We start from the raw sequence: 25,035 nt of genomic DNA, 5'->3' as shown, positions 1-25,035 counted from the left end.
CGAACTTGCAACATCTGGCCTTATGATCGCCTAACGCACCGAGGTCCAGGGACGGCTCAGCAGCACCGCGCAGTTGATCAGCCCGACCAGCGAATAGGTCTGCGGATAGTTTCCCCAGAGCTCGCCGTCCGCGAAACCGATGTCCTCGGACAACAGGCCCGCGCCCGTGCGACGCGACAGCATATCCTCGAAGAGCTCGCGCGCTTCCTCCGAGCGGCCCTGCAGATGCAGCGCTTCGATCAGCCAGAAGGTGCAGATGTTGAACGCCGTCTGCGGCGAGCCGAAGTCGTCCGGAGTAGCGTATCGCAGGAGATAGGCGCCGCGCCGCAGGCCTTCCTCCACGGCTCTCAGCGTGGCGAGGTTGCGCGGGTCCTCGGCCCGGTGGAAACGCAGGTCGACCAATTGCAGCAAGGAAGCGTCCAGCTCGTCACCCTCGAAGGTAGCGGCGAAGCGGCCCAGCTCCGTGTTCCAGGCGCGCGTCTCTATGACCTTGCGCACGTCGGTGGCTCGGCCGTTCCAGAAGGCGGCCTTTTCGGTCAGGCCCAGCTTCTCGGCGGCATTGCCCAGACGATCGCAGGCCGCCCAGCACATGGCCGACGAGTAGGTGTGGACATTGGCGCGGCCTCGGAACTCCCACAGGCTGGCGTCGGGCTTGTCGTGCATGCGGAAGGCCTGCTCGCCGACCGGCTCCAGCGCCTCGAAGTCGTCGATCGTCGCGGGGCGCAGCAGGCGCTCGTCGAAGAAGGCTTGCACCGTCGACAGCACGACCTGGCCGTAGACGTCGTTCTGGATGTGCTCATAGGCCTGGTTGCCGACTCGCACGGGGCCCATGCCACGATAGCCGGGCAAGTTGGGAGCGAGGGTCTCGGTCAGCACCTCCTCGAAGCCGACACCGAACAGGGGCTGGATATGGCCGCCCTCGGCCCGGTCGATGATGTTGCGCAGATAGCCGAGATAGTTCTCCAGCACGTCCACAGCGCCCAGCCGGTTCAGGGCCTGCACCACATAGTAGGCATCGCGCAGCCAGCAGTAGCGGTAGTCCCAGTTGCGGCCGCTGTTGGCGTGCTCGGGGATCGAGGTGGTCAGGGCCGCGACGATCGCGCCGGTTTCCTCGTGCATGCAGAGCTTCAAGGTGATGGCGGCGCGGATGACGGCTGTCTGCCATTCCAGAGGGACGGCCAGTCCTCTGACCCAATGCTTCCAATAGTTTTCGGTCTCGCGCAGCATCCGCTCGCAGGTCGGACCGACCGGCGCCTCGAAGCCCTCGTCCGGACCCAGGAACATGGCGATTGGCTTTTCGAGGCGGAACGAGCGCTCTTCCAGGACGTGCGAGACCGGCGCGTCGGTGGTCAGGCGCATGGTCATGTCCGAGCACAGGTAGCGGACATGGTGCGAGCCGCGCGTGTGCTCAGCGATCTTGGCGCCCCAGCTTGCCGTCGGGCGCAGGCGCAGGGTGATCCGCGCCACGCCGACGAGGGGGCGGATCAGGCGGATGAAGGCCGTGGGCCGGAAGATGCGGCCGAACTGCTGGTAGCGCGGCGCGAAGTCGAGGATTTCGATCCGCGCGCCGTCCTGGTCGGCAATCTCGGTGCGCAGGATCGGGGTGTTGCGGATGTAGCCCTGGCGGACCTCGGCGCGGCGGTCCACCCGCACCTCCCACAGGCCCTTGGCGTCCTGGCCGTCCGGATCGGCGTCGTCGAGCAGAGCGCTGAACACCGGATCGGAGTCCACCCGCGGCGCGCAGGCCCAGACGAAGCGGCCGGCGGTGTCGATCAGGGCGCTGACCGCGCAGTTGCCGATCGGAAAAAGGTCGAGCGTCTTCTTGTCCAAGGTCTTTATCCTGCCGCCCCCAGCGGTCCCCGTTCGCGAGGTGAAACCAACAGTGTGGCTTACGGGTTCCTGTCCTTGAGAAATCCGTCGTGAAGCGCGCGGCGGTGGTGGGGGCGCGGTTCCGTCGCGTTGACGGCGAAGGTCGCGGCGACCATCTGACTTCAAGGCGTGGCGCGGCCGCGCGAGCACGGCGGACACAGTGACGGTGAAGCGAGTTCTGAGATCCTGCGGCGTCCTGGCGGCGGCGCTGAGCGTGTTTCCCGCCTCGCCAGTCCTGGCCCAGTCCCAAAGCCCGCCCGTCGCCGCTGGTCGCCAGGTTCAGGCGGTTCCGGTGGTCCCGGCGAAGCCAGCGGTCGATCTGACATCCTTGTCGCTGAGCGCCAGCCAGGCCGACGCCCTGGCCCAGGCGCTGCGCGGCGCCGAAGCCCATGGTCTGCCGCCAGAAAGGTTCGCGCCCGACGCGGGGATGGCGCTTCTGGCCGGCCAGGATCCCGCCGGGCGGGCAAAGGGGCAAGCGGCGCTGATCGACCTGACCCTGGCCTACGCCCGCGCCGTCCATGTCGGCCGCCTGCCGGCCAGTGGCTTCATGACCGAGTGGGGGCTGCGGCCCGAGCCCTACGATCCCGCGCCCGACTTCGCCGCCGCCGTCCAGCAAGACCGGCTGGCCGCCTGGCTGTCCAGCCTGCCGCCGCCGTATACGGGCTACCAGACCCTTATGACGGGCCTTGAGACTTATCGCGGTTTCGCGGCCAAGGGCGGCTGGCGTCCGGTTCCATCGGGGCCCAGCCTGACGGAAGGCATAGTCGATCCTCGGGTGAAGGCGCTTCGGGCGCGGTTGGCGGCCGAGGACCCGACGGTCACCGCCATGGGTAGCGACGTCTACGATCCTGCCCTCGTCCTGGCGGTCCAGCGCGCCCAGAAGCGCTTTGGCCTCGATCCCGACGGCGTGGTCGGTCCTGGAACGCTGAACGCTCTGAACGTCCCGATCGAGCGGCGGATCGACCAGATCGAGGCCAATATGGAGCGCTGGCGCTGGCTGCCCCAGACCCTGCCGGCCGACCGCATCCAGGTGAACGTCGCCGCCGCCGTCATGTCGGTGTTCCAGCAGGATACGCCGACCCTGACCATGCGCGCGGTCACTGGCCGTCCGGGCGACGAGACGCCGATGCTGTCGTCGATGATCCACAGCATCGTCCTAAACCCGCCGTGGAACGTGCCCCAGTCGATCGCGACCAAGGAGCTGTGGCCCAAGGAACAGGCCGATCCCGGCTATCTGGAGCGCAACGACTTCATCGTGATCCCGACCGGCGACGGCGGCACGCGCTTGCAGCAGAAAGCCGGCCCCAAGGCGGCGCTGGGCCAGGTGAAGTTCGACTTCAACAACCCCTACGGCGTCTATCTGCACGACACGCCCAGCCGCTTGAAGTTCGACAGCTTCAGTCGGCTAGCCAGCCACGGCTGCGTGCGGCTTCAGAAGCCGATCGAACTGATCAAGCTGCTGATGGCCGGCGATCCGGTCTGGACGCCCGAAAAGATCGACGCCACCCTGGCCTCGGGCGACACCGTGCGGGCTAAGCTGCCGCAGCAAATGGCGGTCTTCCTACTGTACTGGACAGCCTATGTGACCCCGGACGGGCAGGTGAACTTCCGCGACGATCCGTACGGTTGGGACAAGGCGCTGGTGCAGCGTATCGCCGCACTGTGACCCGGCTCAGCTTGCATTCCTGACGCTGTTGCGTTGTCCTGCCCGCACTTCAGTGTCGGGTAAGGGCGTAAAGCATGCATCGACGTAAGCTGCTCCAGTGGGGGCTGGGCGCTTTGGGGGCTGGCCTTCTGCCGCTCGCGGCCGCTCGCGCCGACGACGACATCATCGGCGCGATCCTGCAGGGAAAACACTCGGCCGCGCCGCCGGTTCCCGCGCCGCCCGTCCTGCGGCCCACGCCGATGGAGGCTCCTGTCCCCGTCGAGACGCGATGGGTTCACCTGCACAACGTCCATACCGGCGAGAAGCTGGAAGCGGCCTACTGGGAAAATGGGGACTACGTGCCCGACGCCGTCCAGGCGCTGAACAAGGTGCTGCGCGACTATCGCAACGACCAGGTCCATCCGATGGACACTGGTCTCTATGATATCCTAGGCAAGATTCAGGCGCGCACCGAAGCCAAGACGCCGTTCCAGGTGATCTCCGGCTATCGCTCGCCGGCGACCAACAAGATGCTGGCCAATCGCAGCGGCGAAGTCGCCAAGCACAGCCTCCACATGGAAGGCAAGGCGATGGACATCTATCTCGAAGACGTGGCGCTGGAGCACGTCAGGGCCGCAGCCCTGGATCTTGGCATGGGTGGTGTGGGTTATTACCCCCAGAGCCGGTTCGTCCATGTGGACGTCGGCCGCGTGCGCCAATGGAAGGGCGCGTAACCCAGGCGAGTTAAGATGAGCGAGCGTCGTGGCGGCCGGTTCGGCTGGATTTTTGTCGGCTTCGTCCTCGGCGTCCTCACCACCTTCGTGGCGATCTTCTTTCTCAGCCTCGCCGACGATGTCGGTCCGGCGGACTATTTCGAGCCGCGCGCCACCGCCGCCGAGCAGGCGGCTGACGCGGCCATGAGCAGAGCACCGGAACCGGAAGCGCCTCCGCCGGCCGCCCCATCGCCGGCTCCCGCGCCCGAGGGCCCCGCCACTGCGCCACCGCCGCCGGCTCAACTCGACCCGCAGGTCGCCGAGGACGCGGCGGCGGCAGGCATGACCTCGCGCGCCCCGTCGCGGTGATCCGCGACAACCCGTCTCATCATCCATCCACAGGCTGCTGACACCGCGCTGGCGGCAGGAGGGGCGCAGTTTCCTTAGGCTATCAAGGAGATGCGCTTGACCATCAAGGGAAGCTGCCTCTGTGGAGGGGTTCGGTTCGAACTGTTCGAGCCGCCGGCCCTGATGGGCGCCTGCCACTGTTCGCGCTGTCGCAAGGCGGGCTCCGCAGCCTATCTCTATGTCCGCGCCGAGGCCCTGCACTGGCTGGCGGGGCGGGCGCTGCTGACCCGCTATAAGCCTCGGCCGCCGTTCCGCTTCACTCGCACCTTCTGCAAGCGCTGCGGCACGGCGTTCGGCGATCCAGAGACAGGAAGGGTGGTCGCCATCGCCGCCAGTTGCCTGGACGATGATCCTGGCGTGCGGGCGGCGTTCCACGAGTACGCGCCGGATGAGGCGCCTTGGTCGCCAGGCTGCTTCGACGCGCCCTACAGCCCAAATGAAAAAGGGCGGCGACCCGAAGGCCGCCGCCCCTCAAGAAAGCAGGAAGGCTGAGCCCTTATTGCTTGGGCATCGGCATGGCGGGCATCGAGCCGGCCTTGCTCTTCATCGCCACGTGCTGAGCCGGGGGCAGCGGGATCAGGCCACGGCCCTGCAGGTAGCCGCCGCGACCCGTGGCGGCGTCCGACACGAACTCGGTGACGAACTCCTTCAGGCCCGGCGTCACGCCGACCTGAGACTTCTTCACGTAGATGAAGAGCGAGCGCGACAGCGGATACTGACCGCTAGCGATCGCTTGGGCCGTCGGCTTCACGCCATTGATCGCCGCGCCCTTGATGCGCGAGCCGTTCTCTTCGAGGAACGAGTAGCCAAAGACGCCCAGGGCGTTCGGGGTCTTTTCGATCGTGCCGACGATGGCGTTGTCGTTTTCGCCCGCGTCAATCCAGCCGCCGTCGGTGCGCATCGGCGAGACGGTGGCCTTGAACTTCTTCTCGTCGGCGGCCTTCATCTTGGCCAGGGTCGGCAGCTTGGCCGCGCCGCCTTCGATGCCCAGTTCGATCCAGGCGTCGCGGGTGCCCGAGGTCGGCGGCGGGCCGTAGGCCAGGATGCGCGCCTTCGGCAGGTTGGGACCCACTTCGTTCCAGTTCTTGTAGGGCTGCTTCACGATCTGGCCGCCGCGCAGAGTCTGGTCGGCCAGACCCAGGTACAGCTGCTCAAGCTTGAAGTTGAAGTCCGGGCCCTTCTTGTCGCTGGCGACGACGATGCCGTCGAAGCCGATCTTGATCTCGACGATGTCCTTCACGCCAGCCTTTTGGCAGGCTTGGAACTCGGACTTCTTCATCGGACGCGAGGCGTTGGCGATGTCGGGGAACCGCTCGCCCGTGCCGCCGCAGAACATCTTGATGCCGCCGCCGGTTCCCAGGCTCTCGATCTTGGGCGACTTCCTGCCGGTCTTCTTCGAGAAGTTCTCGGCCACGCGCGTGGAGAAAGGGAACACCGTCGAGGAGCCGGCGGCCCAGACGTAGTCGCGGGCCGCGTGGGCCTGATCGGCGACGGCGAGCAGGGCGATGGTCGCAACCGCGCCAAGGAGCTTGTTCATGTCGTCAAATCCTGTGTCGTCCGGGAAGTGGGGAGAACATGCCGGACCGATGCCTGGGCTTTTGTCACAGTTCGACGACAGTTTTGCGACAGCGTCCGTAGGCGGACGAAGCTTGGCCATGAGGGCGCGGCGGACCAACTGCCTTGACCCCCGTCTCCGGCGCGCCTACGCCGGACGGTGAAGGCATGGAGGCTCGCAAGGCCTCCGGGAACGCGGTGACCAATCCGCGGCTGCCCCCGCAACTGTGATCGCCCGTTGATCGTCACGGCCTCACGCCACTGGGACTTGAAACTCCTGGGAAGGCGCCGCGACAGGAGGGCGTAAGCCAGGAGACCGGCCTTCGTCACATCAACGCGGCCGGCGGGGTGTCCGGCGAGGGACGGACGATGACTGAAGAACCGCACAACGAGGCGGCCCAAAACGAGGCTGCAAAGAACGCGCGCCATAACGCCAGGATGAAGGCCATCCAGGCCGCTCGCGCCAAGATGATGGCCGAGAAGAACATCGAGAAGGGCCTCCTGATCGTTCACACCGGGGCGGGCAAGGGCAAGACCACGGCGGCGCTGGGTATGGCCATCCGCGCCATCGGCCACGGCCACAGGGTCAGCATCATCCAGTTCATCAAGGGCGCGATGACCACTGGCGAAAAGGTGGTGTTCGACGCCTTCCCAGATCAAGTCGAGTTCCGGCCGATGGGCGAGGGCTTCACCTGGGACACCCAGGACCGCGCCCGCGACATCGCCGTGGCGCGCCAAGCCTGGGAGGTCATCAAGGCTCGCATTCTCGACCCCGACGACTGGGACATGGTTGTGGCTGACGAGCTGAACATCATCCTGCGCTACGACTACCTGCCGCTGGCCGAGGTCCTGGAGGTCATCGCCGCGCGGCCCGAGGGTAAGCACGTGGTCATAACCGGCCGTAACGCGCCCGATGAGCTGATCGAGGTCGCCGATCTCGTCACGGAGATGGCCCAGGTCAAGCACCCGTTCCGAGACGGCGTGAAGGCCCAGGCGGGGATCGAGTTTTGAGCGTCCTTCGCGAAGTGGACGACGGCCCGGCGGTGGTGGTCTGCGACACCTGCCGCTTTTCGGCCGATGAGCGCGACAGCCCGGAGGGCGTTCGCGGCGGGGCCTTGCTGGCGAAAGCCCTGCGTGAGGCGGCCGACGGGACGGGCGTGGCGGTTCAGACCATGCCGTGCCTCTTCAACTGCGGCCAGCACTGCTCGGTGCACCTGCGGGCGCCGGGCAAAATCGGCTATGTGCTGGGCCGGTTCGAGCCAACCGCGCAGGCGGCGCGAGCGATCCTGGACTATGCGGTCGCCTATGCGGATAGCGAGGAGGGCGTCGTTCCCTACCGCCAGTGGCCCGAGGGCGTGAAGGGCCACTTCATCGTCCGCGTGCCGCCGGCGGGGAAGCTGGTGGCGGACTAGCCCTCACCACCAGCCATAGCGCGGCGCGTAGTAGGCTCTCAGGTCGTCGACCTCGCGTTCGGCGTCGCGGATCGCGGCCTCGGCGCGACGGCCGTCCTCGATCGCGTCGCGGCGTTCGCGGCGCAGGCGCTGCAGGCGGTCGCGCAGCTCGCGGGTCTGCTCATCGGTCAGCTTGGGATTGCGCAGCTCGTCCTCGACTCCGTCGGCCTGACGCGCGCGCCTTTCCGCCCGCGCGTCCGCGTTGCTGAGCTCGGATCTGGCGCTTTCGAGACGGCTCACGGCCGCATGCACCCGCTCGCCGTCGGCATAGCCGCCGAGGAATTCCGGCTCGACGGGCGGCGGGCAGACGCCGGCGTAGGCATGGCCTTGGCGGCCGACGCGGAAACCGTTCGTCTCGGTGCAATAGCGTCTCAGGCCCTGGTCGCGCCCTTGACTGTAGAGGCTCATGTCCGGGGTGACGCTGCTCTTCTGGCAGGCCTTGGCGTGGTTCTCAACGCGGCTCATGGGCCGACCGTCGACGCCATCCATATAGCCGATCGTGCGCCAGTCGCCTTGCAGGCATTCTTCCTGACTGAGCGTGGCGCAGGCGGTGACGGTCAAGCCGGCGACAACGACGAAGGCCCAGGCGACAACGGATCGGATGACGCGAGCACGCATTTAGACCTCCCCAGGGCTTGACCCTCGGGCGCACCTAAAGCTTGGCCGCGTGAACCTGCGCTGAACGACGCTTAAGGCATGGACGCTGCGGCGGGTGGCGCATAGACGCCCGGCGCGCCGGGGCCAACCGGCAGCTGCAGCCCGACCCACGCCAACACCAGCGTCATGCCCGCGATGGCGAAGCCGATCGTATAGGGCAGCATCAGCGCGACCATCGAGCCGACCCCAAAGCGCGGTCGCCATTTCTGGCTTATGATCAGCACCAGCGGGAAGTTCGAGGCCAGGGGCGTGACGATGTTGAAGATTGAGTCGCCCATCCGGTAGGCGGCGGTGGTCATCTCCGGCGAGATTCCCAGCAGCATCAGCATCGGCACGACGATCGGCGCCATGGCGCTCCACTTGGCCGAGGCCGAGCCGATCAACAGGTCCATGAAGGACGACATGATCAGCAGGGCGATCAGCAACAGGGGCTTGGGCAGCCCCACGCCGCGCAGGGCCTCGGCGCCATGGACGGCCATGACGGGGCCCAGCTTCGACCAGGCGAACATCGCCACGAAGTGCGCGGCGAAGAAGGCCAGGACCAGATAGGGCGCCATGCCGCGCATGCCCTCGGCCATCATCGCCACGATGTCGCGATGTGACTTCACCGATCCGGTGGCCGAGCCGTAGGCCCAGCCACTGGCCAGGAACAGCAGCATGAAGGCCGCGATCAGCGACTGATAGAAGGGCGTCATGCGGCTTGGCCCGGTCGCCTCGGCGTCGACCAGCGGCGCGAAGTGCGGCCATAGCGTGAGGGCCGCAAATAGGCCGACGACCACGAGGGCGGCGACGCCGGCCCGGCGCAGGCCGCGCTTTTGGGCCGCGCCGATCTCCTCCAGCACCAGGTCGGGCGCGGCGGCGGCGGTGTCCTCGCGGGTCCAAGGGCCCAGGCGCGGCTCGACCACCCGGTCGGTGACCCACCAGGCGATGGGCGTGAACAGGGTTCCGATGGCCAGGGTGAACCACCAGTTGCCCAGGGGGTTCATGACGAAAGCCGGGTCGATCAGCTGGGCGGCCGGCGCGGTGATCCCCAGGATCAGCACGTCGAACTGGCCGGGAATGATATTGCCGGCGAAGGCGCCGGAAATGCCGGCATAGGCGACGGCGACGCCGGCCAGCGGATGCCGGCCCGCCTCGGCGTAGATCAGGGCGGCCATCGGGATCAGCACGACATAGGCCGCGTCGGCGGCGTGGTGCGACATCACCCCGATCACGAAGACCGCAGGACTGAGGATGGTCTTGGGCAGCTTGCGGATCGCATCGCCCAGCAGGGCCCCAAACAGGCCCGAACGCTCGGCGACGGCGGCGCCCAGCATGACCACCAGGACCAGCCCCAGCGGCGGGAACTTGGTCATGGTCTCGGGCATGTCGACCAGAAGCTTGGCCAGGTTTTCGCGGGACAGCAGGCTTTCGGCGCGCAGCATCTCGCCGGTGACCGGGTTGATCGCGCTCCAGCCTACCGTCGCGGCGATTACCGAGCCAGCGACCAGCAGAGCGATGCAGCCAAGGAAGATGAAGACCGGATCGGGCAGGGCGTCGCCGACCCGCTCGATCCGGTCCAACAATCGCCGCCAGCGCCGTTCCCCCACGCCGCTCGGCGCGATTGTTTCATTCATCCCGCCACCCCCATTTGGCGGAGGGACGGTGTCAGCCCCCTCGACTCGCGACAAGCCTATGCGGCGCGAGTATTCAGCCATGCGTCTACACATGGCTGAAGAGGGCGATGAGGCTTAAGGCCTTGGCTCAGCCGGCGGCGGAGCCTGCGGGGCGCCGCTGTTGGGCGCGGTGGGCGCGGCCGGGTCGGCGGGGACGGTCAGCGGCGCGAGCGGCAGGCCATCGGGGCCGATCTCGCCTTCCAGCGGCAGGCCCAGGTCCTCTAGCGGGTCTTCGGCGGGACGCAGGGAGACGTCGCGGCCCAGGGCCGACAGCATGAAGGCCTTCCAGATCTTGGCGGGCTCGCCGCCGCCGACCACGCCATTCATCGGGCTGTTGTCGTCGTTGCCGACCCAGACCCCGACCACCAGATCGTCGACATAGCCGACGAAGATCGCGTCGTGATAGTTCTGGGTGGTGCCGGTCTTGCCATAGGCGCCCTCAATGGCCGCCTCCACGCCGGTGCCGCGATGGGTGGCCGAGCGCAGGAGATCGCGCATGTTGGCCAGAACCTTGGGATCGTAGGGCGTGGTCTTGGGCTTACCGAAGCTCTCCAGCGCGTGCGGAACGATCGGGTATTCCCCCGCCGCCACCGAGGCGTAGGCGGCCGTCAGCCGCGTCAGGCTCATCGAGCCCGTGCCCAGCGCCATGGTCAGGTCGTCGGGGATCTTCTCGGTGATCCCGAGGTCGCGGGCGACCTTGATGACCTTGGCCGGACCCAGGTCATGGGCCAGACGCACGGCCGCGACATTGGACGAGCCGGCGAAGGCGGTGATCAGCGGCACCTCTCGGGCGTGGTACTTGCCCTCATGGTTCTTGGGCATGTAGCCGCTGACCTGCACGGGCGTATCGAGGATCGGGGTGGTGGTGGTCATCCCCTCGCGCAGGGCGGCCAGGTAGACAAACAGCTTGAACGCCGAGCCCGGCTGGCGTTCGCCATCGGCGCGGTTGAACTGGCTCTGCTTGTAGTCGCGGCCGCCGACCATTGCGACGACGCGACCGTCCTTGCGCATGGCCACCAGAGCGCCCTGGGTGACGTTCAGGACCTTGCCGTCGCGTTCGATGAAGTCGTTGAGGATCTTCTCGGCCTTTTCCTGGAGCTTGGGGTCCAGGGTGGTGCGGACGATGGTCTCGCCATAGCGGGCGCCGATGCTGGCGCGGGCCTGGGGCAGGGCCCAATCGGCGAAGTACGAGCCCGTGGGCAGCTTGTCCTGGATCTGGATCGGCGAGACGTCGCCCACCGCGTCCGACTGGGCCTGGGTGATCGTACCGGTCTCGACCATGGCGCCCAGGACAATGCGCATCCGCTCGCGGGCGCCTTCGAGGTTGTTGGTCGGCGCCAGGCGCGAGGGGGCTTTCACCAGGCCCGCCAGCATGGCGGCCTCGCCGATCGACAACTGCTCGGGCTGCTTGCCGAAATAGTGCCGGGCCGCTGCCCGCAGGCCAAAGGCGCCGTCGCCGAAATAGACCGACGAGAGATAGCGCGACAGGATCTCGGCCTTGGAGAGGCGCGCTTCCAGATAGACGGCGATCAGGGCCTCTTGCGCCTTGCGACGAAGATTTCGGTCGCTGGACAGGAAGGCGTTCTTGGCCAGTTGCTGGGTGATGGTCGAACCGCCTTCGGAGACGCCGCCGGCTTGAGCGTTCTTGCCCAGCGCCCGAGCGATGGCCTTCGGGTCCACGCCCATGTGGCTGTAGAAGCGGCGGTCCTCGATGGCGATGAAGGCGCCGGGCACGTAAGACGGCAGCTTGGCCGCGTCGATCGGCGCTTCCTTGTACGAGCCGCGCTTGGCGATCGGCGAGCCGTCGCTGGCGACCAGGACGATGGCCGAGTTGTTCAGCGGCTCCAGCGCCCGGCTCAGAGGCAGCGACCAGAACAGCGAGGCGACCAGCACCACGACCAGCACAGCCAAGGCGGCGATCGCGCCGACCATCCACAGGTGGCGTTTCCAGAAGGGTTTGCGCGTGGTCGCAGGCTCGGGTTCTGGCTCGGGTTCAGGCGGAGGCTCAACCGGCGCCGGCTCAGAGCTCGTCGCGGGCGCAGGATCGGCCAACGCCGCTTGCGGGTCGCGGGTCTGGCGCGGCGGCGTATTGGGGTCGAGGTCGTTCGGATCGTCGGACATGGGATCGGCGCTCGCTTCGGGCGCACGCCCGCACTCGTCGTCGGCGCTCATACCACACGGTCCCGGCAAGCCAAGCGCGCGGAACGGGAAGTTTTTCCGGTCGCGCCCCTTGAATGGGGACAGGGCGACCATAACTAACCTCCCCGTGAGGCCGATGCCTCTGCCCTTTCCTGGGCGTTTCCTCCCTGACTTTCCAAGCCCGGCCTTGTCGCCGGGCTTTTCTTTTTTAGCGCGCCAGCAGCGCTCGTAGCTGGGTCAGGGCGCGGTCGGGCGGGGACTGGTAGGCGATCGGCGTCACGAACTGACCCTTGGCGTCGAACAGATAGATCGAGGAAGAGTGGTCGATCGTGTAGCCGCCGCCATCCTGCGGGACCTTCTGGTAGTAGACGCGGTAGGCCTTAGCCGCCTTGGCGACGGTCTCGGGCGTTCCCGTGAAGCCCTGAATGCGCGGGTCGAAGTTCGACAGATAGGTGCGCAGCTGCTCGGGCGTGTCGCGCTCGGGATCGACCGAGACAAACACCACGTTCAGCTTGTCGGCGTCGGGCCCCAGCATCTTCAGCAAGGCCGTCAGGTCCGTCAGGGTGGTGGGGCAGACCTCCGGACAATAGGTGAAGCCGAAGAAGATCGCCGTGGGCTTGCCCAGCAGCGACTGCTCGGTGACCGGCTTGCCGTTCATGTCGACCAGGTTGAACGGCCCGCCGATCTTGACCCGTGACCGCGCGGCGCTAGCGCCGTCCTGGCGGTTGCAGGCGGCCAGAGGCGCGGCGGCCAGAAGAATGGCCGCCGTTGCGAGGAGGGCTTTGCGCATTAGTGCGCCATGCCGGGCATGGGCGGGATCTTAACGACGGCGTCGATCGTCACCGGCGGGGCGGACTTGAACTTCAAGGTCAGCGGCACCTTGGCGCCTTCCTTTAACTGCGCTTTGGGGCCGATCAGCATCAGGTGGTCGGCGCCCGGCTTCAGCGCCACGGCCTTGCCGGGCGGCAGGGCCAGGCCGTCGGGCAACTTGCGCATCCGCATCACGGCGCCGTCCATCGACATGGTGTGGATCTCGCCGCTGCCGGCGGCGGGGCTCTCGACCGAGACGAGGCGATCCTCGCTCTTGGCGGTCAGGGTCACATAGCAGCCGGCGGCCATCGCGCCGGCGACGGTGGGACGGCACCAGGCGTCCGTGGCGGCGACCTTCGGGGCGGGGGCGGCGACGGCGGTCGAGGCGAACGCGGCGGCAGAGACCGCGATCAGGGTCAGGATCTTCATGGTCAGGCTCCAGCTTTGAGAGGCGGCGAGGTCAGTCGCCGAAGGACGAGGTCGATCAGAAGGGCCGCGATCAGCGATACGCCGACCAGTGGATAGAATATGGCGAGCGGCAGCACGATCGCCAGCAGGCCGGCATAGGCGCCGCGCGTCGTCGGGCGGGCTGGGGCGGCCAGGCGGCCCTTGGGGCGGCGCTTCCACCACATCACGAGGGCCGAGACGCCCAGCAGCCAGATCGCGACGCATCCAGCCAGCATGACCAGCTTGTTGATCAGGCCGAACTGCTGGCCCTGGTGGACAGCGATGCCCCACTCGATCGCCTTGGCGGCGGGGCCGAAGTCGCGATAGCCGACGTCGGCCAGCACACGGCCGTCGCGACCATCGAGGTAAACGGTGCGGGTCTTCTCGATCTGGTCGGGCATGTAAGCGGCGGTCCAGGTCCCGCCTGGGGTCTTGGGCAGGGTCAGGGTGAAACCGTTCGCCAGGCCGGCCGCGCGCGCCTTGGCGACGATGGTGTCGGCGTCCAGCGGCGCGGCCAGCGCCATCATCATCGCCGTGTGGTCGTGACCTTCCATGCCAGACATCGGCGGGGTCTTGGTCTGCAAGGCCCACGGCACGCCTTCGGCGGGCTCGGGGGCGGGCTTGGCCGCGTGGTGCTGCTCGGCGACGGGCGGCTTGGGACGACCAAGGCCAGCCTCCGTCGTGATCTGGCGGACCTCCTTGCCCCAGAAGGCCGACCACGGCATGCCGGTGACGGCCAGGAATACGATCACTAGGCCGGTGAAGGCGCCGGTGACGGCATGGAAATCACGCCAGAACAGGCGCTTGGCGGGCTTGCTCCGTACCGTGACGATCCCGCCGGCCTGACCGCGCGGCCACCATAGGAAGATCCCGGTGGCGACCAGCACGATGGCCCAGCCGGCGACGACCTCGACCAGCAGGTTCATCACCGGGCCCGCGATCTCCAGGCTGTGCAGGTGTTTGACGAAGCCCATGAAACCGCCGGGCTGGGTCTGGCCCAGGTACTGGCCGGTATGCGGATCGACATAGGCGGTGCGCTTGCCCTCGGTCGTCTGGACGCCGAGCTGGACCGACCGGTCGCCCCGCGCAGGGATCGTCAGCTGGCCGACCTTGCCGCCGGTCCCCGCCTGCGCGGAGGCGATCCAGGCGCTTGGCGCGGTCGTGGCCGGGCTATCGGCGACAACGACCAGGGGGCGGTGGACGATGGCCGAAAGCTCTGCCTTGAACAAATAGAGCCCGCCGGTCAGGGCCATCAGCATCAGGATCGGCAGCACCAGAAGGCCGGCATAGAAGTGCCAGCGCCAGAAGGCGCGGTAGAGGTCTCCGGCCGAAGCCGGGCGTTCACGGGTCTCGATCGCGGACATCGCGAGCTCCGAGGCTTGGTCGGCGGCCCTCGCGAGCCGCCGACCGATCAGGATCAGAAGTTGACGGTCACGCCGCCGAACACCGAACGGCCGTCGCCCGGCCACAGGGTGGCGGTGGCGGTGGTCCAGGCCACGGCGGCCTGGGTGTTGGAGACGTAGGCCTTGTCCGTCAGGTTCCGCGCGTCCAGGAACAGCGACACGGCGGGCGTGACCTTCCAGCCGGCGTTCAGGTTCAGGATCGCGTAGCCCGGAGCCTTCTTCGTGTTCTTGTAGTCGATCCACTGGTCGGTGGCCGACCACTCGACCGACGGCGCCACGAACCAGCCGCGCGGGTCGTCATAGCGGACTTCCGAGCGATAGAAGTGCTTGGGCACGATCGGCAGGCGGTTGTCGTGGTAGTCGACGTCGTCCTTGAAGCGGAAGTCCGAATAGGTCCAGGTCTGGCGGATCCGCCACTTGGGGGCCACGGCCCAGTCCAGCGCCGCCTCTACGCCTTGGTGCATCGTCTTGTCGGCGTTGAAGGTGGCGGCCGGGATCGACGAGCTGACCGCATATTGCAGCATCTCGTTCTTCAGCTCGGCGCGATAGAGCGTCAGGTCGTAGGTGAACGGGCCGCGATGGCCGCGCGTCCCGACTTCGCCGGTCCAGGCCTTCTGCGCCTTCACCGGGGTGAAGCCGACATTGGTCGGGGTCATGGAGCTGAAGTTCGGCGGCTCGACCGAGCGGGTGACGTTGGCGAACACCTGATCGCCGGCCTCGTTCTGCCAGAGCAGGCCAACGCGCGGCGAGACCCAGTTGTAGGTCTTGGAGGCGTCCAGGTTGAACGTGCTTCTCACGCCCGGAACCGCGACGCTGACATAGTCGCGCTCGGCCTGGCCCCAGGTGGCGCCCGCGACGACCGCGAGTTGGTCCGTCACGAACAGCCGGCCTTCGCCGAACACGTCAATGGCCTTGGCGTTCTGGTAAGAGATCGACTGCAGCGCGCCGCGGCCGCCCCGGTTGTTGATGTAGAAGTGCGAGTCCAGGTCGCCCTGGCGATACCAGGCGCCGAAGAAGGCATCGGCCCGCTTGCCGCCGATCTCGCCGTCCCAGTCGAAGCGGCCGAAGGCGCCGTAGTTGCGGCTTTCCTGGTCGATGACCTGGAAGATCGGGTGGTCCAGCTCCTTCCAGACGCCATACAGCGCGCCTTGGAAGACGAGCTGGTCGTTCAGGCGCCAGGTCGTCTGCAGCGAGCTGCGCACGCCGCGCTGGTTGCGGCCCTGGTCGACGGCGGCGTTGGAGGCGGCGGTCTGGCGGGGGTTCTTGTTGAACTGGTCCAGCGTCAGCGAGCCAGGGATCTCCTGGTTGATGTTCGAGCCGTTGACGATGAAGCGCACCTCTCGGTCCTGGCCGAAGGAGCGGCCGATATTGAGGCTGCCGAACTGGATGTTCTGCTGGCTCTGCGAGCGCCAGCCCTGGCTGGTCTGGTTAGTGGCCGCCGCATAGACGTCCCAGTCGCCGGACTGCCGTGCGATGGCGACGTGCTCGCGCAGCAGACCATAGGAGCCGCCGTCGATGCGAACCTGGTTGGAAAAGCCCGCGTCCTTGCCCGTCGGCGTGACCATGTTGATCGCCCCGCCCAAGAGGGCGCCGCCAAAGCGCAGGGCGTTACCGCCGCGATAGACCTCGGCGTAGCGGGTGTTCAGCGGATCGGCGACCTGGCTGTCGCCATAACCGTCGGCCTCGTTCAGCGGCACGCCGTCCTGGGCGATCAAGAGGCCCCGGTTGTGGCTGGCGTTGCCGATGCCCGAGCCGCGGATCGAGATGCGGATGTCGCCGCCCCACTTGCGTTGGGCGTAGACGCCGGGCGCGTCGCGCAGCATGTCGTCCAGCGCCAGGGTCTGGCGGCCCAAGTAGCTCTCTTGCGAGATGACCGACACCGCGCCGGGGGTCTCGGACAGACGCTTGCGGGCGTCGGCGACGACGGGCGGATCCTCGGGATTGCGGCGGGCGGTGACGATGACCGAGGAGACTTCGGTGTCGGCCGGCTTGTCGGCGGCTTGGGCGACGGGCGGAACGAAGGCGGCGATGGCCGTGGCGGCCAGGAGGAGAGACTTCATGATTTGGTCCTTGGGCGCGACTTGGCGCGCCATGCGTAGGCAGAACTGAAAAAGCGGATGGGCGTGCGCGAGCGGACGCGACCGCATGGCGGCGCTTACGCTCCAGCGCTCGGCCGGAGGCTAGATCAGCTGGCTGGGAGGACCTCTGGCCGGCAGGGGCGGGGCGGCGAGGCCTCGTCCCGGGGCGAGATGGGTGACGCGCGAGGGTGCGATCGGCGCGTAGGCGACGAACGCGACCTTGGCGACCGTGACGGCGCTGGGCGGTGGAGCGCCCGCGCCGTGACCAGCGAACGGGCAGGGCGTGTCGTGCGCGGAGTTGTCGGCGCCGCCGCTCTTGTCCTGGTGGCCGGCTAGGGCTTCGCCCGGCTGGACCAGCTTGGCGCCGTCGCCGGTGCAGAGCACCAGGGCGAACGGTAGGCCGTTGCGCGAATCCGGCGCGGTCATGAAGCCGGCCGGGATCATCACCTTCAAGGCGACCGCCAGCGCCGCGAGCGTCATGAAGACGGCGCGAGGCAAGAGGCTGCGGTGAAGCGGCGGACGAGTCACGAGAGCGGCTTTAGTCGAAGACGCCAAACTTGTCGCCTCCGTGTTTTTCCGGAGTGGTATCGGGTTCGGCGCTGCGGGGTCGCGTCCGTGCGAGGTCTGGCCTATATACGCGCGCTCGAAGTTGGCGCCCGAGACGCCTCGCAAAGCACGGTCATGACGTTCCAGCCCGCCCGTTTCTCCGTCGCTCCGATGATGGATTGGACCGATCGACACTGCCGGTCGCTGCATCGCGTCCTGTCCAGCCAGGCGCTGCTTTATAGCGAGATGGTGACCAGCGGGGCGGTCGTTCATGGCGATCGCGAGAAGCTGCTGGGTTTCGACGCTGGCCAGCACTCGGTTGCGCTGCAGCTAGGCGGCTCTGACCCGGCTGAGTTGGCGCAGGCCGCGCGGATCGGCGAGGACTGGGGCTATGACGAGATCAATCTGAACGTTGGCTGCCCCTCGGACCGCGTGCAGAGCGGCCGCTTCGGCGCCTGCCTGATGCGCGAGCCGGACCTCGTCGCCGAGTGTATGGCCGCGATCAAGGGCGCGGTGAAGGTTCCCGCCACGGTCAAGTGCCGGATCGGCGTCGACGACCAGGACCCGGAAGAGAGTCTCTTCACCTTGGTTGACCGCTGCGCCGCCGCCGGGATCGACAGCTTCGTCGTCCACGCCCGCAAGGCTTGGCTGCAAGGCCTGTCGCCGAAGGAGAACCGGGACATCCCGCCGCTGGACTATGATCTGGTCTATCGGCTCAAGCGCGAGCGCCCGAACCTGACCATCGCGATCAATGGCGGCGTGCCCAGCGTCGATGCGGCGCTCGAGCATCTGGCCAACGGCGTCGATGGCGTGATGCTGGGCCGGGCGGCCTATCACGAGGCCGGCTTGTTGGGCGAAGTCGATCGGCGCGTGTTCGGCATGGATGTCGCCGATGTCGACAGCTTTGAAGCGGTCGAGCGCTACCGGCCCTATCTGGCGCGCGAGCTGGCGGGCGGGACGCACCTGGCCGCCATGACGCGGCACATGCTGGGCCTGTTTCACGGCCTGCCCGGTGCGCGGGCCTGGCGGCGCATCCTGACGGTCGAGGGCGTCAAGTCAGGCGCCGGTCTCGACGTCGTCGATCGGGCTCTGGACGCCGTGCGCGCGGCGCTGGCCTCGCGCGAGGACCGGACCGCGCCCGCCGTTTGAGGCTTAAGGGTGCAGGATCAGGGCGTCCTGGGTGGCTTCGAACCGCGATAGGCGGCCCAGATAGCTCATGCCTAGCAGCGAGTTCTCGAGGCCCTTCTCGATCACCAGGGCGTCGACATCGCGGACCGTGGCGCCGGCGATCGCGACGCTGGCCAGCTTGATCGAGGCGGCGCGGGTGCGGCCGTCGGCGGTGATCACGTTGTAATCGTAGGTCAGCTTGCTGGTGTCGATACCCAAACGCTGAGCGTCGGCCATGCTGAGCGAAACCGCAGTGGCGCCGGTGTCGACCAGGAAGCGCACATCTTGGCCGTCTACGGCGGCCTTGGCCCAGAAGTGACCGTCACTGTCCTTGGCGATCTGGGCGGGGCCGCCCTCGGCGTCGCCCAGGGTCGCGGCGGCGGCGGATGGCGCGCGCAGCTCGGGATGGCGCAGATCGTCGAGCGAAACCACGGCCTTGGCCGCGCCAACGGCCGACAGGGCGCCCACCAGAGCGATCGCCGCAAACCTAAACATCGAAGACATCCCGCCTTGTAGGCTCCCAAGACCGCTTCTGCGGCTTCCTTCAATCATTAGGAGGCAGGCGTTTTCAAGGCGTGAATCCGGCGAGGGTTTTTCACGCGGCGGTTATCGTTCTTCTGGAAAGTATTCCTGAATTCTGACAATCTTGATTACATGAATTTAATAAACTGGATTACGTTTATGTAATTAAATTTATGTCTTGGAATTAACTTCAGAGAATTCGTGTTCGCAGATAGATCCTCCTGGCAATAGAATTGTCCTGTTGAGGGGAAGCCATTATGAGAGCTCTGATTATCGCCACTGTCGCGCTTGGATCGTTTGCCAGCGTCGCCCAGGCCGGTGTGTCCAACCTGAGCTATCTGGAGGCGGCGCGCTGTCGAGGCCTCGCGGCGTCCGAGAACCTGGGCAAGCTGGACACGACCGCGCTGGACGCGTTCTTGCGGGCTGAGAGCCCTTCGCGCGACCTGGCGGTCCGCACGTCCGCCAATAACAAAATGCAAGCCGCCCTCAAGGAGGCCAATGCCGCCGAAGGGGAAAAGAAGGCCAAGCTGATCGCTAAGCGAGACGGCGACTGCGCCGCCTATATCGCCGGCGGCCAGTAAGCTCAGCGCCCCGCCGCCGCCATCAGCGCGGCCATAGGGTCCGGACGATCGGGGAGGGCGGCAGTGATCGCCGCTCGCTCCTCGTCGCTTAGTTTCGCCCAGCCGGCGATCTCGGCCAGGGTGCGACGACAGCCCAGGCAGTAACCGCTCGCGCCGTTCACCGCGCATACCTTCACGCATGGTGTGGCGATCGGGCGAGGTGGTCTGGCCGGCGGCGTTGTCGTCATGGCGGCAGCATCCCTGTTCCGTCTTCGATCTTCAAGCCGTCAGGGGTTGCTTTGGGCGCGGACGGGTTTAAGTCCGCGCTCATGACCGCTTCGCCCTTCGCCGACATTCGCCAACTCGCCGTCTCGCCGCCCGCGCCGGGACCTTCCCCGACGCTGGAGCAGGGCGGACGGCTGGCCGAGATTTCGGCCTGGCTCACCGCCTGGAGCGGTAAGAGCCCGCCGGCGGTGAACCGTCCGGTCGTGGCGCTGTACGCCGGCGCCCGCCAGGGCGTGGGGCCGCGCGGCTATGCCCGCGATCGTCTGGAAGCCATCGCCTCGGGCGGAGCCACCGTTTCGCGGCTGGCGGGCGTCCAGGGTGCGGGGCTGGAGGCCTTCGACCTGGCCATCGACCGTCCATCGCCGGATTCCGCCGAGAAGCCCTCGATGAGCGAGAAGGAAGCCGCCGCCACCATGGCCTTCGGCATGGAGGCCCTGGCCAAGCAGCCTGATCTGCTGATCCCGGGCGTCATCGTCGCCGAACCCACCCGCACAGCCGCAGCCATCTGCCTGGCGCTGTTTGGCGGCGAGGCTTCGGACTGGTCCGACGATCCCGAGCCCGCCGCCGCCGCCGTCGCCCGCGCCAAGGCCGAGGGCATGACCGACGATCCCCTCGAGATCCTGCGCCAGCTGGGCGGACGCGAGACCGCCGCCGTGGTTGGCGCGATCTTGGCCGCCCGCGTCCAGAAGGTCCCGGTCCTGCTGGACGGCTACGCCGCCTGCGCCGCCGCCGCCATTCTGCGCGCGCTCGAGCCCGAGGCGATCGACCATTGCCTGGCGGCGCATGTCAGCCCCGCCAAGGGCCACGCCCGTCTGCTGGAAATCCTCGACAAGCGGCCGCTTCTGGCGCTCGATACTTTGGACGAGGAGGGCGTCGGCGGTGCCTCGGCCCTAGCCCTAGTCAAGCTGGCCTGCGAGGTCCGATAGGCGGCTCGGCGTCAGTCCAAGTGAACGCGGATCACATTTGCTTCCGTTGACGCTAACGTCATCTTTCCAAACGCCCGTTCGACCGATATCGTAAGCTCCGAAACGCAATAACGGCTTCCTCTAGAGAGGCCGATTGGAACGGGAGCTGGCCATGAATCTCGACTTCTCGCCCGAGGACCTCGCCTTCCGCGACGAGGTGCGCGCCTTCATCGCCGAGAACTATCCGGCGGGCCTGCGTGAAAAGCAGGAGGAGGGCGAGGAAATGGCCAAGCACGATTTCCTCGCTTGGCACCGCATCCTGGCCCAGAAGGGCTGGGTGGCCCCGGCTTGGCCGACCCAGTACGGGGGGCCTGGCTGGACGTCCGTGCAGCGCTACATCTGGTCGGAAGAGACCGCCCGCGCCGACTGCGTGCCGATCCTGCCGTTCGGCATCAACATGGTCGGGCCGGTGATCTACACCTTCGGCACCCCTGAACAGAAAGAGCGTTTCCTGCCGCCGACCCTGTCGGGCGACATCTGGTGGAGCCAGGGCTATTCCGAGCCCGGCGCCGGCTCCGACCTCGCCAGCCTCAAGACCAAGGCTGAGCGCTTCACAGGCGACGACGGCAAGGAATACTATCTGGTCAACGGCCAGAAAACCTGGACCACCCTGGCCCAGCACGGCGACTGGATTTTCTGTCTGGTCCGCACCGACCCCAACGCCAAGATCCAGGAAGGCATCTCGTTCCTGCTGATCGACATGAAGTCGCCCGGCGTGACCGTGCGGCCGATCATCACCCTGGGCGGCGAGCACGAGGTCAACGAGGTCTGGCTCGAGAACGTCAAGGTGCCGGTCGAGAACCGCATCTACGACGAGAACAAGGGCTGGACCTGCGCCAAGTTCCTGCTGGCCCACGAGCGCTCGGGGATCGCGGGCGTCGCCCGCTCCAAGCGCGGCATCGAGCGCATCCGCCAGATCGCCTCGACGGAACTCGGCGACGACGGCGCGGCCCTGATCAAGGACCCGATGTTCAAGCGCAAGGTCGCCGAGCTGGAGATCGACCTGACGGCGCTGGAATATACCGAACTGCGCACCCTGGCCGGTGAAGCCGCCGGCAAGGGGCCAGGTCCGGAGTCGAGCGTGCTGAAAATCAAGGGCACCGAGATCCAGCAACGGATCACCGAACTGGTGCTGGAGGCGGCCGGCCACTATGGCGCGCCGTACTTCCGCGGCTTCCCGACCGACGGCGACAACGCCCACCCGATCGGCCCAGACTTCGCCCACCGCGCCGCGCCGACCTATTTCAACGTCCGCAAGACGTCGATCTACGGCGGCTCCAACGAGATCCAGCGCAACATCATCGCCAAGATGGTTCTGGGGCTCTAGCGTCAACTTAGCACCCCTCCCCCTTGCGGGGAGGGGATGGGGGTGGGGGTGTCAGCACGGACGCCAGGAGCTTTGCACCATTCCGACCGAGCCGATCGCTCGGCCAAGCGGATGCGTCGCGAGCTGACCCTGGCGGAGAAGCTGTTCTGGAAGGCGCTGAAGAAGGTTGAGATTCCCGGATCTCATTTTCGTCGGCAGGCGCCTTTCGGGTCCTACATCGTGGACTTCGTCTGCCACCATCACCGGCTGATCGTCGAGGTGGATGGCGCGGTTCACGACCTGGAACACGTGGCCGCTCGCGACGCCGAACGCCAAGCTTGGCTGGAAGCGCGTGGGTACCGGGTGATCCGGGTTTCCAACTCACAGGCCATCAACGACCCGTATTCGGCGGTCGAGAGAATATTGGCGCTCGTCGGCGCCGACACCCCCACCCCCGGCCCCTCCCCGCAAGGGGGAGGGGAGACGGTCGCAGAACAATAGAGGAAACCCAGGGATGGATTTCAACTTCACCGAAGAACAGTCGATGCTCCGCGACACGATCGCGAGCTTCCTGCAGGACAAGTACGACTTCGACACCCGCCGCAAGATCGTCAGCTCCGACAGCGGCTGGCGCGCCGACTACTGGAAGGCCTTCGCCGAGGAGCTGGGCATCCTGGGCGCGCCGTTCTCGGAGGAGCTGGGTGGACTTGGCGGCGGCGCGGTCGACAACATGATCGTCATGGAGGAGTTCGGTAAGGCGCTCGTCATCGAGCCCTATCTGGGCACCGTGGTGATCGGCGGCGGATTCCTGAAGCACTCGGGTCATGCCGACGCCGCCTCGGTGATCGAGGGGATCATCGGCGGGACCACCACCATCGCCTTCGCCTATGGCGAGCCGCAGGCCCGCTACACCTGGCGCGACCTGAAGACGACGGCCAAGAAGGACGGCGCGGCGCGGGCTGGACCCTCAACGGCCACAAGGCCGTGGTGATCGGCGCGCCGTTCGCCACCCATCTGATCGTCACCGCCCGCACGGGCGGCGCTCAGCGCGACGCTGGCGGTGTCGGGGTGTTCCTGGTCGACAAGAGCCTGCCAGGCATCGTCACCCGCGACTATCCGACGGTCGACGGCAATCGCGCCTCGGAAGTCTATTTCGAGAATGTCTCGGTCCCCGCCGACGCCCTGCTCGCCGAGGACGGCCTGGCTCTGGTCGACAAGGTGATCGACGAGGCCACGGCCGCCGTCGGCGCCGAGGCCGTGGGTGTGCTGCGCAAGCTGCACGAGGGCACGCTGGACTACGCCAAGCAGCGCAAACAGTTCGGCACGGCCATCGCCAACTTCCAGGTGCTGCAGCACCGCATGGTCGACATGTTCATCGAGCTTGAGCAGTCGGTCTCCATGACCTACATGGCCACGATCAAGCTGGAGGAAGGCGCCGATGAGCGCGCCAAGGCCGTCTCAGCCATGAAGGTGCGCATCGGCCGCGCCTGCAAGTTCGTGGGTCAGAACGCCATCCAGATCCACGCGGGGCGGGCATGACTGACGAGCTGGCCATCGGCCACTACTTCAAGCGCGCCAGCATGATCGAGGGCCTGTTCGGCTCGGTCGACCACCATCTGAAGCGCTACGAGGCCCTGTCCTTCGACGCGGCGGCCTGATCTGGCGCTTCAGCCCACGGAAGAACCGCCAAAAGAGCCGAAGCCGCCTGCGTCACGCCGACGCGGGCGGCTTTTTCGTTCAGCCCGCGTTCCAGTGCGCCCAACTCCGCGCCGTCGTCCGTTCAACCTCTTGAAGCACGCGCAAGGAGGCAGACGGATGATCGGCGAAGAGACCCACATGACGGCGGAAGCGATCGCCCTGGTCGAGGCCAACGCCCGCCTGCTGATCGACCAGGCGCGCGAAGCCAAGCTGTCGGCCGCGCGGTTCGAAGCCGCTCTGGCCCTGGTGGTCGGCGTGGTCGCCAACGATCCCGACCTTCAGGGAAGCGTTATCCTGCAACGGATCGCGGGGCAGATCCGTCTCTGCGCCGACCTGCCGGATCTGGCGGCTGATACGATCGGCTGTGATGAGGAGCGCGTCTCTCCCGCCATCCTGCGGGCCGCCGCTGAGGTTCTGGGCGATGTCGAAGAGGCCAAGCGCGCTGCGGCGGCCGATGGCGCATCGGTGACCTTGCACTAGGCTCCGTGCGTGCGCTGAGGGATTTGCTCCGGCTGCGTCTCAGGGTTCATCGAGCGGAGCGGGTCGCGCTCAGCGCGTTTTGTCGCGTTGTCGACACGCAAGAGGCACGCAAACTGTACCTAGACGCGCTGACGACGAGGACAGATCACCCTCTCCGAACGCCACGCGCGTCTCCTGGTCCTAGTCGCCAATCTGGGAGGCCGCGCCGCTGTGAATGTATCGAAGATGAACCACGCCATGCTCTCGTTCGCCTTCATGGGCGGGATGCTGGTGGGTGGCCGTTCGAGCCCGAAGCCTGTCAAATCGTCCGCCAAGTCAGGACGGAAGTAAGTCTCCAAGTGTGAAGTAAGTCTCCAAGTGTCATGAACTATTACAACCCCCAAGGTGGAAGGCCTCTGTCGGAACCGGCGGAGGCCTTCTTCCTAAGGATTTAGCCCTGTGGCTTGGCTGCCGTGTTGCATTCGGCGATGGCGGCGTCGTCCAGCGACTGGCCGCGATAGTCGAAGGCGCTCAGCTCGCCAAGCTGGCCGGCCAGCTTGCGGCAGGCGCGCGCCACGGCGGGACCGAACCTTGGTCGTGGTGCAGAGGTCGTCCTTACAGCGCCAAACCGAGCCGTCCTGCGGATGAACTGTTCCATCGTGGTCGGCGTCTTCAGCTTCAGCGAGGCCCCTTCGCTG

26 protein-coding genes, 1 pseudogene and 1 riboswitch are annotated in these 25,035 nt (G+C 67.1%); of the genes and pseudogenes, 14 read left to right on the top strand and 13 right to left on the bottom strand.

The genetic code is table 11. From position 1 onward, the window contains the following. Positions 1-30 precede the first annotated feature (30 nt). On the bottom strand, positions 31-1,830 hold the full coding sequence (locus CSW59_RS01330; protein WP_099442345.1) for a glycoside hydrolase family 15 protein: 1,800 nt from the start codon (positions 1,828-1,830) through the stop codon (positions 31-33). A gap of 205 nt (positions 1,831-2,035) precedes the next feature. On the opposite strand from CSW59_RS01330, the gene CSW59_RS01325 reads away from it, so the two are divergent. The 4 genes from CSW59_RS01325 to CSW59_RS01310 all read left to right on the top strand — a co-directional run bounded on the left by CSW59_RS01325 (position 2,036) and on the right by CSW59_RS01310 (position 5,127). After that, complete coding sequence (locus CSW59_RS01325) at positions 2,036-3,535, top strand: murein L,D-transpeptidase (protein WP_099442671.1); 1,500 nt, start codon at positions 2,036-2,038, stop codon at positions 3,533-3,535. Positions 3,536-3,609: 74 nt separating this feature from the next. Next, positions 3,610-4,248: a DUF882 domain-containing protein gene (locus CSW59_RS01320; RefSeq protein ID WP_099442344.1), complete on the top strand. Its 639-nt coding sequence runs from the start codon at positions 3,610-3,612 to the stop codon at positions 4,246-4,248. Between the two features lie 15 nt (positions 4,249-4,263). Next, positions 4,264-4,596 carry a hypothetical protein gene (locus CSW59_RS01315; protein ID WP_099442343.1) on the top strand — a complete coding sequence of 111 codons (333 nt, stop codon included), beginning with the start codon at positions 4,264-4,266 and terminating at the stop codon, positions 4,594-4,596. A 96-nt stretch (positions 4,597-4,692) separates the two neighbouring features. After that, positions 4,693-5,127: a GFA family protein gene (locus CSW59_RS01310; RefSeq protein ID WP_236632135.1), complete on the top strand. Its 435-nt coding sequence runs from the start codon at positions 4,693-4,695 to the stop codon at positions 5,125-5,127. A gap of 4 nt (positions 5,128-5,131) precedes the next feature. Here the strand turns inward: CSW59_RS01310 and CSW59_RS01305 are convergent, their stop codons facing one another. Beyond that, a complete protein-coding gene (locus CSW59_RS01305; protein WP_099442342.1) occupies positions 5,132-6,172 on the bottom strand; it encodes a substrate-binding domain-containing protein in 1,041 nt (346 codons plus the stop codon). A gap of 164 nt (positions 6,173-6,336) precedes the next feature. Continuing rightward, positions 6,337-6,529, top strand: a riboswitch (cobalamin riboswitch). Positions 6,530-6,558: 29 nt separating this feature from the next. Here CSW59_RS01305 and cobO point away from each other — a divergent pair. Beyond that, a complete protein-coding gene (gene cobO / locus CSW59_RS01300) occupies positions 6,559-7,200 on the top strand; it encodes a cob(I)yrinic acid a,c-diamide adenosyltransferase (protein WP_099442670.1) in 642 nt (213 codons plus the stop codon). Beyond that, positions 7,197-7,601 carry a DUF1636 domain-containing protein gene (locus tag CSW59_RS01295; protein ID WP_099442341.1) on the top strand — a complete coding sequence of 135 codons (405 nt, stop codon included), beginning with the start codon at positions 7,197-7,199 and terminating at the stop codon, positions 7,599-7,601. The genes cobO and CSW59_RS01295 overlap by 4 nt, the downstream gene beginning before the upstream one ends. A gap of 3 nt (positions 7,602-7,604) precedes the next feature. Here CSW59_RS01295 and CSW59_RS01290 read toward each other — a convergent pair whose 3' ends face one another. The 8 genes from CSW59_RS01290 to CSW59_RS01255 all read right to left on the bottom strand — a co-directional run bounded on the left by CSW59_RS01290 (position 7,605) and on the right by CSW59_RS01255 (position 17,357). Next, complete coding sequence (locus tag CSW59_RS01290) at positions 7,605-8,258, bottom strand: DUF2799 domain-containing protein (RefSeq protein ID WP_099442340.1); 654 nt, start codon at positions 8,256-8,258, stop codon at positions 7,605-7,607. A 71-nt stretch (positions 8,259-8,329) separates the two neighbouring features. Then, positions 8,330-9,859 carry an AbgT family transporter gene (locus CSW59_RS01285; RefSeq protein WP_236632134.1) on the bottom strand — a complete coding sequence of 510 codons (1,530 nt, stop codon included), beginning with the start codon at positions 9,857-9,859 and terminating at the stop codon, positions 8,330-8,332. Between the two features lie 168 nt (positions 9,860-10,027). Then, positions 10,028-12,205 carry a transglycosylase domain-containing protein gene (locus CSW59_RS01280; protein WP_099442338.1) on the bottom strand — a complete coding sequence of 726 codons (2,178 nt, stop codon included), beginning with the start codon at positions 12,203-12,205 and terminating at the stop codon, positions 10,028-10,030. Between the two features lie 94 nt (positions 12,206-12,299). Next, positions 12,300-12,881 carry an SCO family protein gene (locus CSW59_RS01275; protein WP_099442337.1) on the bottom strand — a complete coding sequence of 194 codons (582 nt, stop codon included), beginning with the start codon at positions 12,879-12,881 and terminating at the stop codon, positions 12,300-12,302. Continuing rightward, positions 12,881-13,330: a copper chaperone PCu(A)C gene (locus CSW59_RS01270; protein WP_099442336.1), complete on the bottom strand. Its 450-nt coding sequence runs from the start codon at positions 13,328-13,330 to the stop codon at positions 12,881-12,883. The genes CSW59_RS01275 and CSW59_RS01270 overlap by 1 nt, the downstream gene beginning before the upstream one ends. A gap of 2 nt (positions 13,331-13,332) precedes the next feature. Beyond that, positions 13,333-14,712: a PepSY domain-containing protein gene (locus CSW59_RS01265; RefSeq protein ID WP_099442335.1), complete on the bottom strand. Its 1,380-nt coding sequence runs from the start codon at positions 14,710-14,712 to the stop codon at positions 13,333-13,335. 53 nt (positions 14,713-14,765) lie between these two features. Next, on the bottom strand, positions 14,766-16,811 hold the full coding sequence (locus CSW59_RS01260) for a TonB-dependent receptor domain-containing protein (RefSeq protein WP_201722693.1): 2,046 nt from the start codon (positions 16,809-16,811) through the stop codon (positions 14,766-14,768). Positions 16,812-16,931: 120 nt separating this feature from the next. Continuing rightward, positions 16,932-17,357 (bottom strand): DUF2946 family protein, encoded by a 426-nt coding sequence (locus CSW59_RS01255; protein WP_236632133.1) that lies wholly within the window; start codon positions 17,355-17,357, stop codon positions 16,932-16,934. Between the two features lie 153 nt (positions 17,358-17,510). Here CSW59_RS01255 and dusA point away from each other — a divergent pair, with 153 nt between their 5' ends. Continuing rightward, on the top strand, positions 17,511-18,524 hold the full coding sequence (gene dusA, locus CSW59_RS01250; protein ID WP_099442334.1) for a tRNA dihydrouridine(20/20a) synthase DusA: 1,014 nt from the start codon (positions 17,511-17,513) through the stop codon (positions 18,522-18,524). Positions 18,525-18,527: 3 nt separating this feature from the next. Here dusA and CSW59_RS01245 read toward each other — a convergent pair whose 3' ends face one another. Further along, entirely contained in the window at positions 18,528-19,046 is a 519-nt protein-coding gene (locus CSW59_RS01245) for a TIGR02281 family clan AA aspartic protease (protein ID WP_099442333.1), read from the bottom strand. A gap of 275 nt (positions 19,047-19,321) precedes the next feature. Between CSW59_RS01245 and CSW59_RS01240 the strand changes: the two genes are divergently transcribed. After that, a complete protein-coding gene (locus CSW59_RS01240; protein WP_099442332.1) occupies positions 19,322-19,645 on the top strand; it encodes a hypothetical protein in 324 nt (107 codons plus the stop codon). Between the two features lie 2 nt (positions 19,646-19,647). On the opposite strand, the gene CSW59_RS01235 is transcribed toward CSW59_RS01240, so the two are convergent. Beyond that, positions 19,648-19,872 (bottom strand): DUF1289 domain-containing protein, encoded by a 225-nt coding sequence (locus CSW59_RS01235; protein ID WP_099442331.1) that lies wholly within the window; start codon positions 19,870-19,872, stop codon positions 19,648-19,650. Between the two features lie 81 nt (positions 19,873-19,953). Between CSW59_RS01235 and CSW59_RS01230 the strand changes: the two genes are divergently transcribed. The 6 genes and pseudogenes from CSW59_RS01230 (at position 19,954) to CSW59_RS20485 (ending at position 24,688) form a co-directional block, all read left to right on the top strand. After that, the gene (locus CSW59_RS01230) at positions 19,954-20,835 is read left to right on the top strand and encodes a nicotinate-nucleotide--dimethylbenzimidazole phosphoribosyltransferase (protein ID WP_099442330.1); all 882 of its coding nucleotides are present in this window, start codon (positions 19,954-19,956) and stop codon (positions 20,833-20,835) included. 151 nt (positions 20,836-20,986) lie between these two features. After that, on the top strand, positions 20,987-22,201 hold the full coding sequence (locus tag CSW59_RS01225; protein WP_099442329.1) for an acyl-CoA dehydrogenase family protein: 1,215 nt from the start codon (positions 20,987-20,989) through the stop codon (positions 22,199-22,201). Between the two features lie 36 nt (positions 22,202-22,237). Beyond that, positions 22,238-22,681, top strand: coding sequence for an endonuclease domain-containing protein (locus CSW59_RS01220; RefSeq protein WP_099442328.1), 444 nt, complete (start codon positions 22,238-22,240; stop codon positions 22,679-22,681). A 13-nt stretch (positions 22,682-22,694) separates the two neighbouring features. Further along, a pseudogene (locus CSW59_RS01215) lies at positions 22,695-23,838 on the top strand (acyl-CoA dehydrogenase family protein). Between the two features lie 157 nt (positions 23,839-23,995). Next, positions 23,996-24,358, top strand: a complete 363-nt coding sequence (locus CSW59_RS01210) for a hypothetical protein (protein WP_099442327.1) — start codon at positions 23,996-23,998, stop codon at positions 24,356-24,358. Between the two features lie 225 nt (positions 24,359-24,583). Further along, positions 24,584-24,688 carry a hypothetical protein gene (locus CSW59_RS20485; protein ID WP_143754930.1) on the top strand — a complete coding sequence of 35 codons (105 nt, stop codon included), beginning with the start codon at positions 24,584-24,586 and terminating at the stop codon, positions 24,686-24,688. Positions 24,689-24,788: 100 nt separating this feature from the next. Here CSW59_RS20485 and CSW59_RS01205 read toward each other — a convergent pair. Then, positions 24,789-25,035 (bottom strand): hypothetical protein (locus CSW59_RS01205; RefSeq protein WP_236632131.1); only part of this gene is annotated, 247 nt, incomplete at its 5' end.

The organism is Caulobacter sp. BP25, assembly GCF_002737755.1.
Taxonomy (GTDB): domain Bacteria; phylum Pseudomonadota; class Alphaproteobacteria; order Caulobacterales; family Caulobacteraceae; genus Caulobacter.
This window is presented reverse-complemented; position numbering and strand designations above follow the sequence as displayed.

What these genes read in the sequence shown, in the direction of transcription:
- CSW59_RS01305 (WP_099442342.1), bottom strand. Translation starts at nt 6,172, where the DNA reads ATGAACAAGCTCCTTGGCGCGGTTGCGACCATCGCCCTGCTCGCCGTC.
- CSW59_RS01220 (WP_099442328.1), top strand. Translation starts at nt 22,238, where the DNA reads ATGGGGGTGGGGGTGTCAGCACGGACGCCAGGAGCTTTGCACCATTCC.
- dusA (WP_099442334.1), top strand. Translation starts at nt 17,511, where the DNA reads ATGACGTTCCAGCCCGCCCGTTTCTCCGTCGCTCCGATGATGGATTGG.
- cobO (WP_099442670.1), top strand. Translation starts at nt 6,559, where the DNA reads ATGACTGAAGAACCGCACAACGAGGCGGCCCAAAACGAGGCTGCAAAG.
- CSW59_RS01245 (WP_099442333.1), bottom strand. Translation starts at nt 19,046, where the DNA reads ATGTCTTCGATGTTTAGGTTTGCGGCGATCGCTCTGGTGGGCGCCCTG.
- CSW59_RS01235 (WP_099442331.1), bottom strand. Translation starts at nt 19,872, where the DNA reads ATGACGACAACGCCGCCGGCCAGACCACCTCGCCCGATCGCCACACCA.
- CSW59_RS01280 (WP_099442338.1), bottom strand. Translation starts at nt 12,205, where the DNA reads ATGGTCGCCCTGTCCCCATTCAAGGGGCGCGACCGGAAAAACTTCCCG.
- CSW59_RS01290 (WP_099442340.1), bottom strand. Translation starts at nt 8,258, where the DNA reads ATGCGTGCTCGCGTCATCCGATCCGTTGTCGCCTGGGCCTTCGTCGTT.
- CSW59_RS01210 (WP_099442327.1), top strand. Translation starts at nt 23,996, where the DNA reads ATGATCGGCGAAGAGACCCACATGACGGCGGAAGCGATCGCCCTGGTC.
- CSW59_RS01225 (WP_099442329.1), top strand. Translation starts at nt 20,987, where the DNA reads ATGAATCTCGACTTCTCGCCCGAGGACCTCGCCTTCCGCGACGAGGTG.
- CSW59_RS01265 (WP_099442335.1), bottom strand. Translation starts at nt 14,712, where the DNA reads ATGTCCGCGATCGAGACCCGTGAACGCCCGGCTTCGGCCGGAGACCTC.
- CSW59_RS01240 (WP_099442332.1), top strand. Translation starts at nt 19,322, where the DNA reads ATGAGAGCTCTGATTATCGCCACTGTCGCGCTTGGATCGTTTGCCAGC.
- CSW59_RS01230 (WP_099442330.1), top strand. Translation starts at nt 19,954, where the DNA reads ATGACCGCTTCGCCCTTCGCCGACATTCGCCAACTCGCCGTCTCGCCG.
- CSW59_RS01275 (WP_099442337.1), bottom strand. Translation starts at nt 12,881, where the DNA reads ATGCGCAAAGCCCTCCTCGCAACGGCGGCCATTCTTCTGGCCGCCGCG.
- CSW59_RS01260 (WP_201722693.1), bottom strand. Translation starts at nt 16,811, where the DNA reads ATGAAGTCTCTCCTCCTGGCCGCCACGGCCATCGCCGCCTTCGTTCCG.
- CSW59_RS01315 (WP_099442343.1), top strand. Translation starts at nt 4,264, where the DNA reads ATGAGCGAGCGTCGTGGCGGCCGGTTCGGCTGGATTTTTGTCGGCTTC.
- CSW59_RS20485 (WP_143754930.1), top strand. Translation starts at nt 24,584, where the DNA reads ATGAACCACGCCATGCTCTCGTTCGCCTTCATGGGCGGGATGCTGGTG.
- CSW59_RS01320 (WP_099442344.1), top strand. Translation starts at nt 3,610, where the DNA reads ATGCATCGACGTAAGCTGCTCCAGTGGGGGCTGGGCGCTTTGGGGGCT.
- CSW59_RS01270 (WP_099442336.1), bottom strand. Translation starts at nt 13,330, where the DNA reads ATGAAGATCCTGACCCTGATCGCGGTCTCTGCCGCCGCGTTCGCCTCG.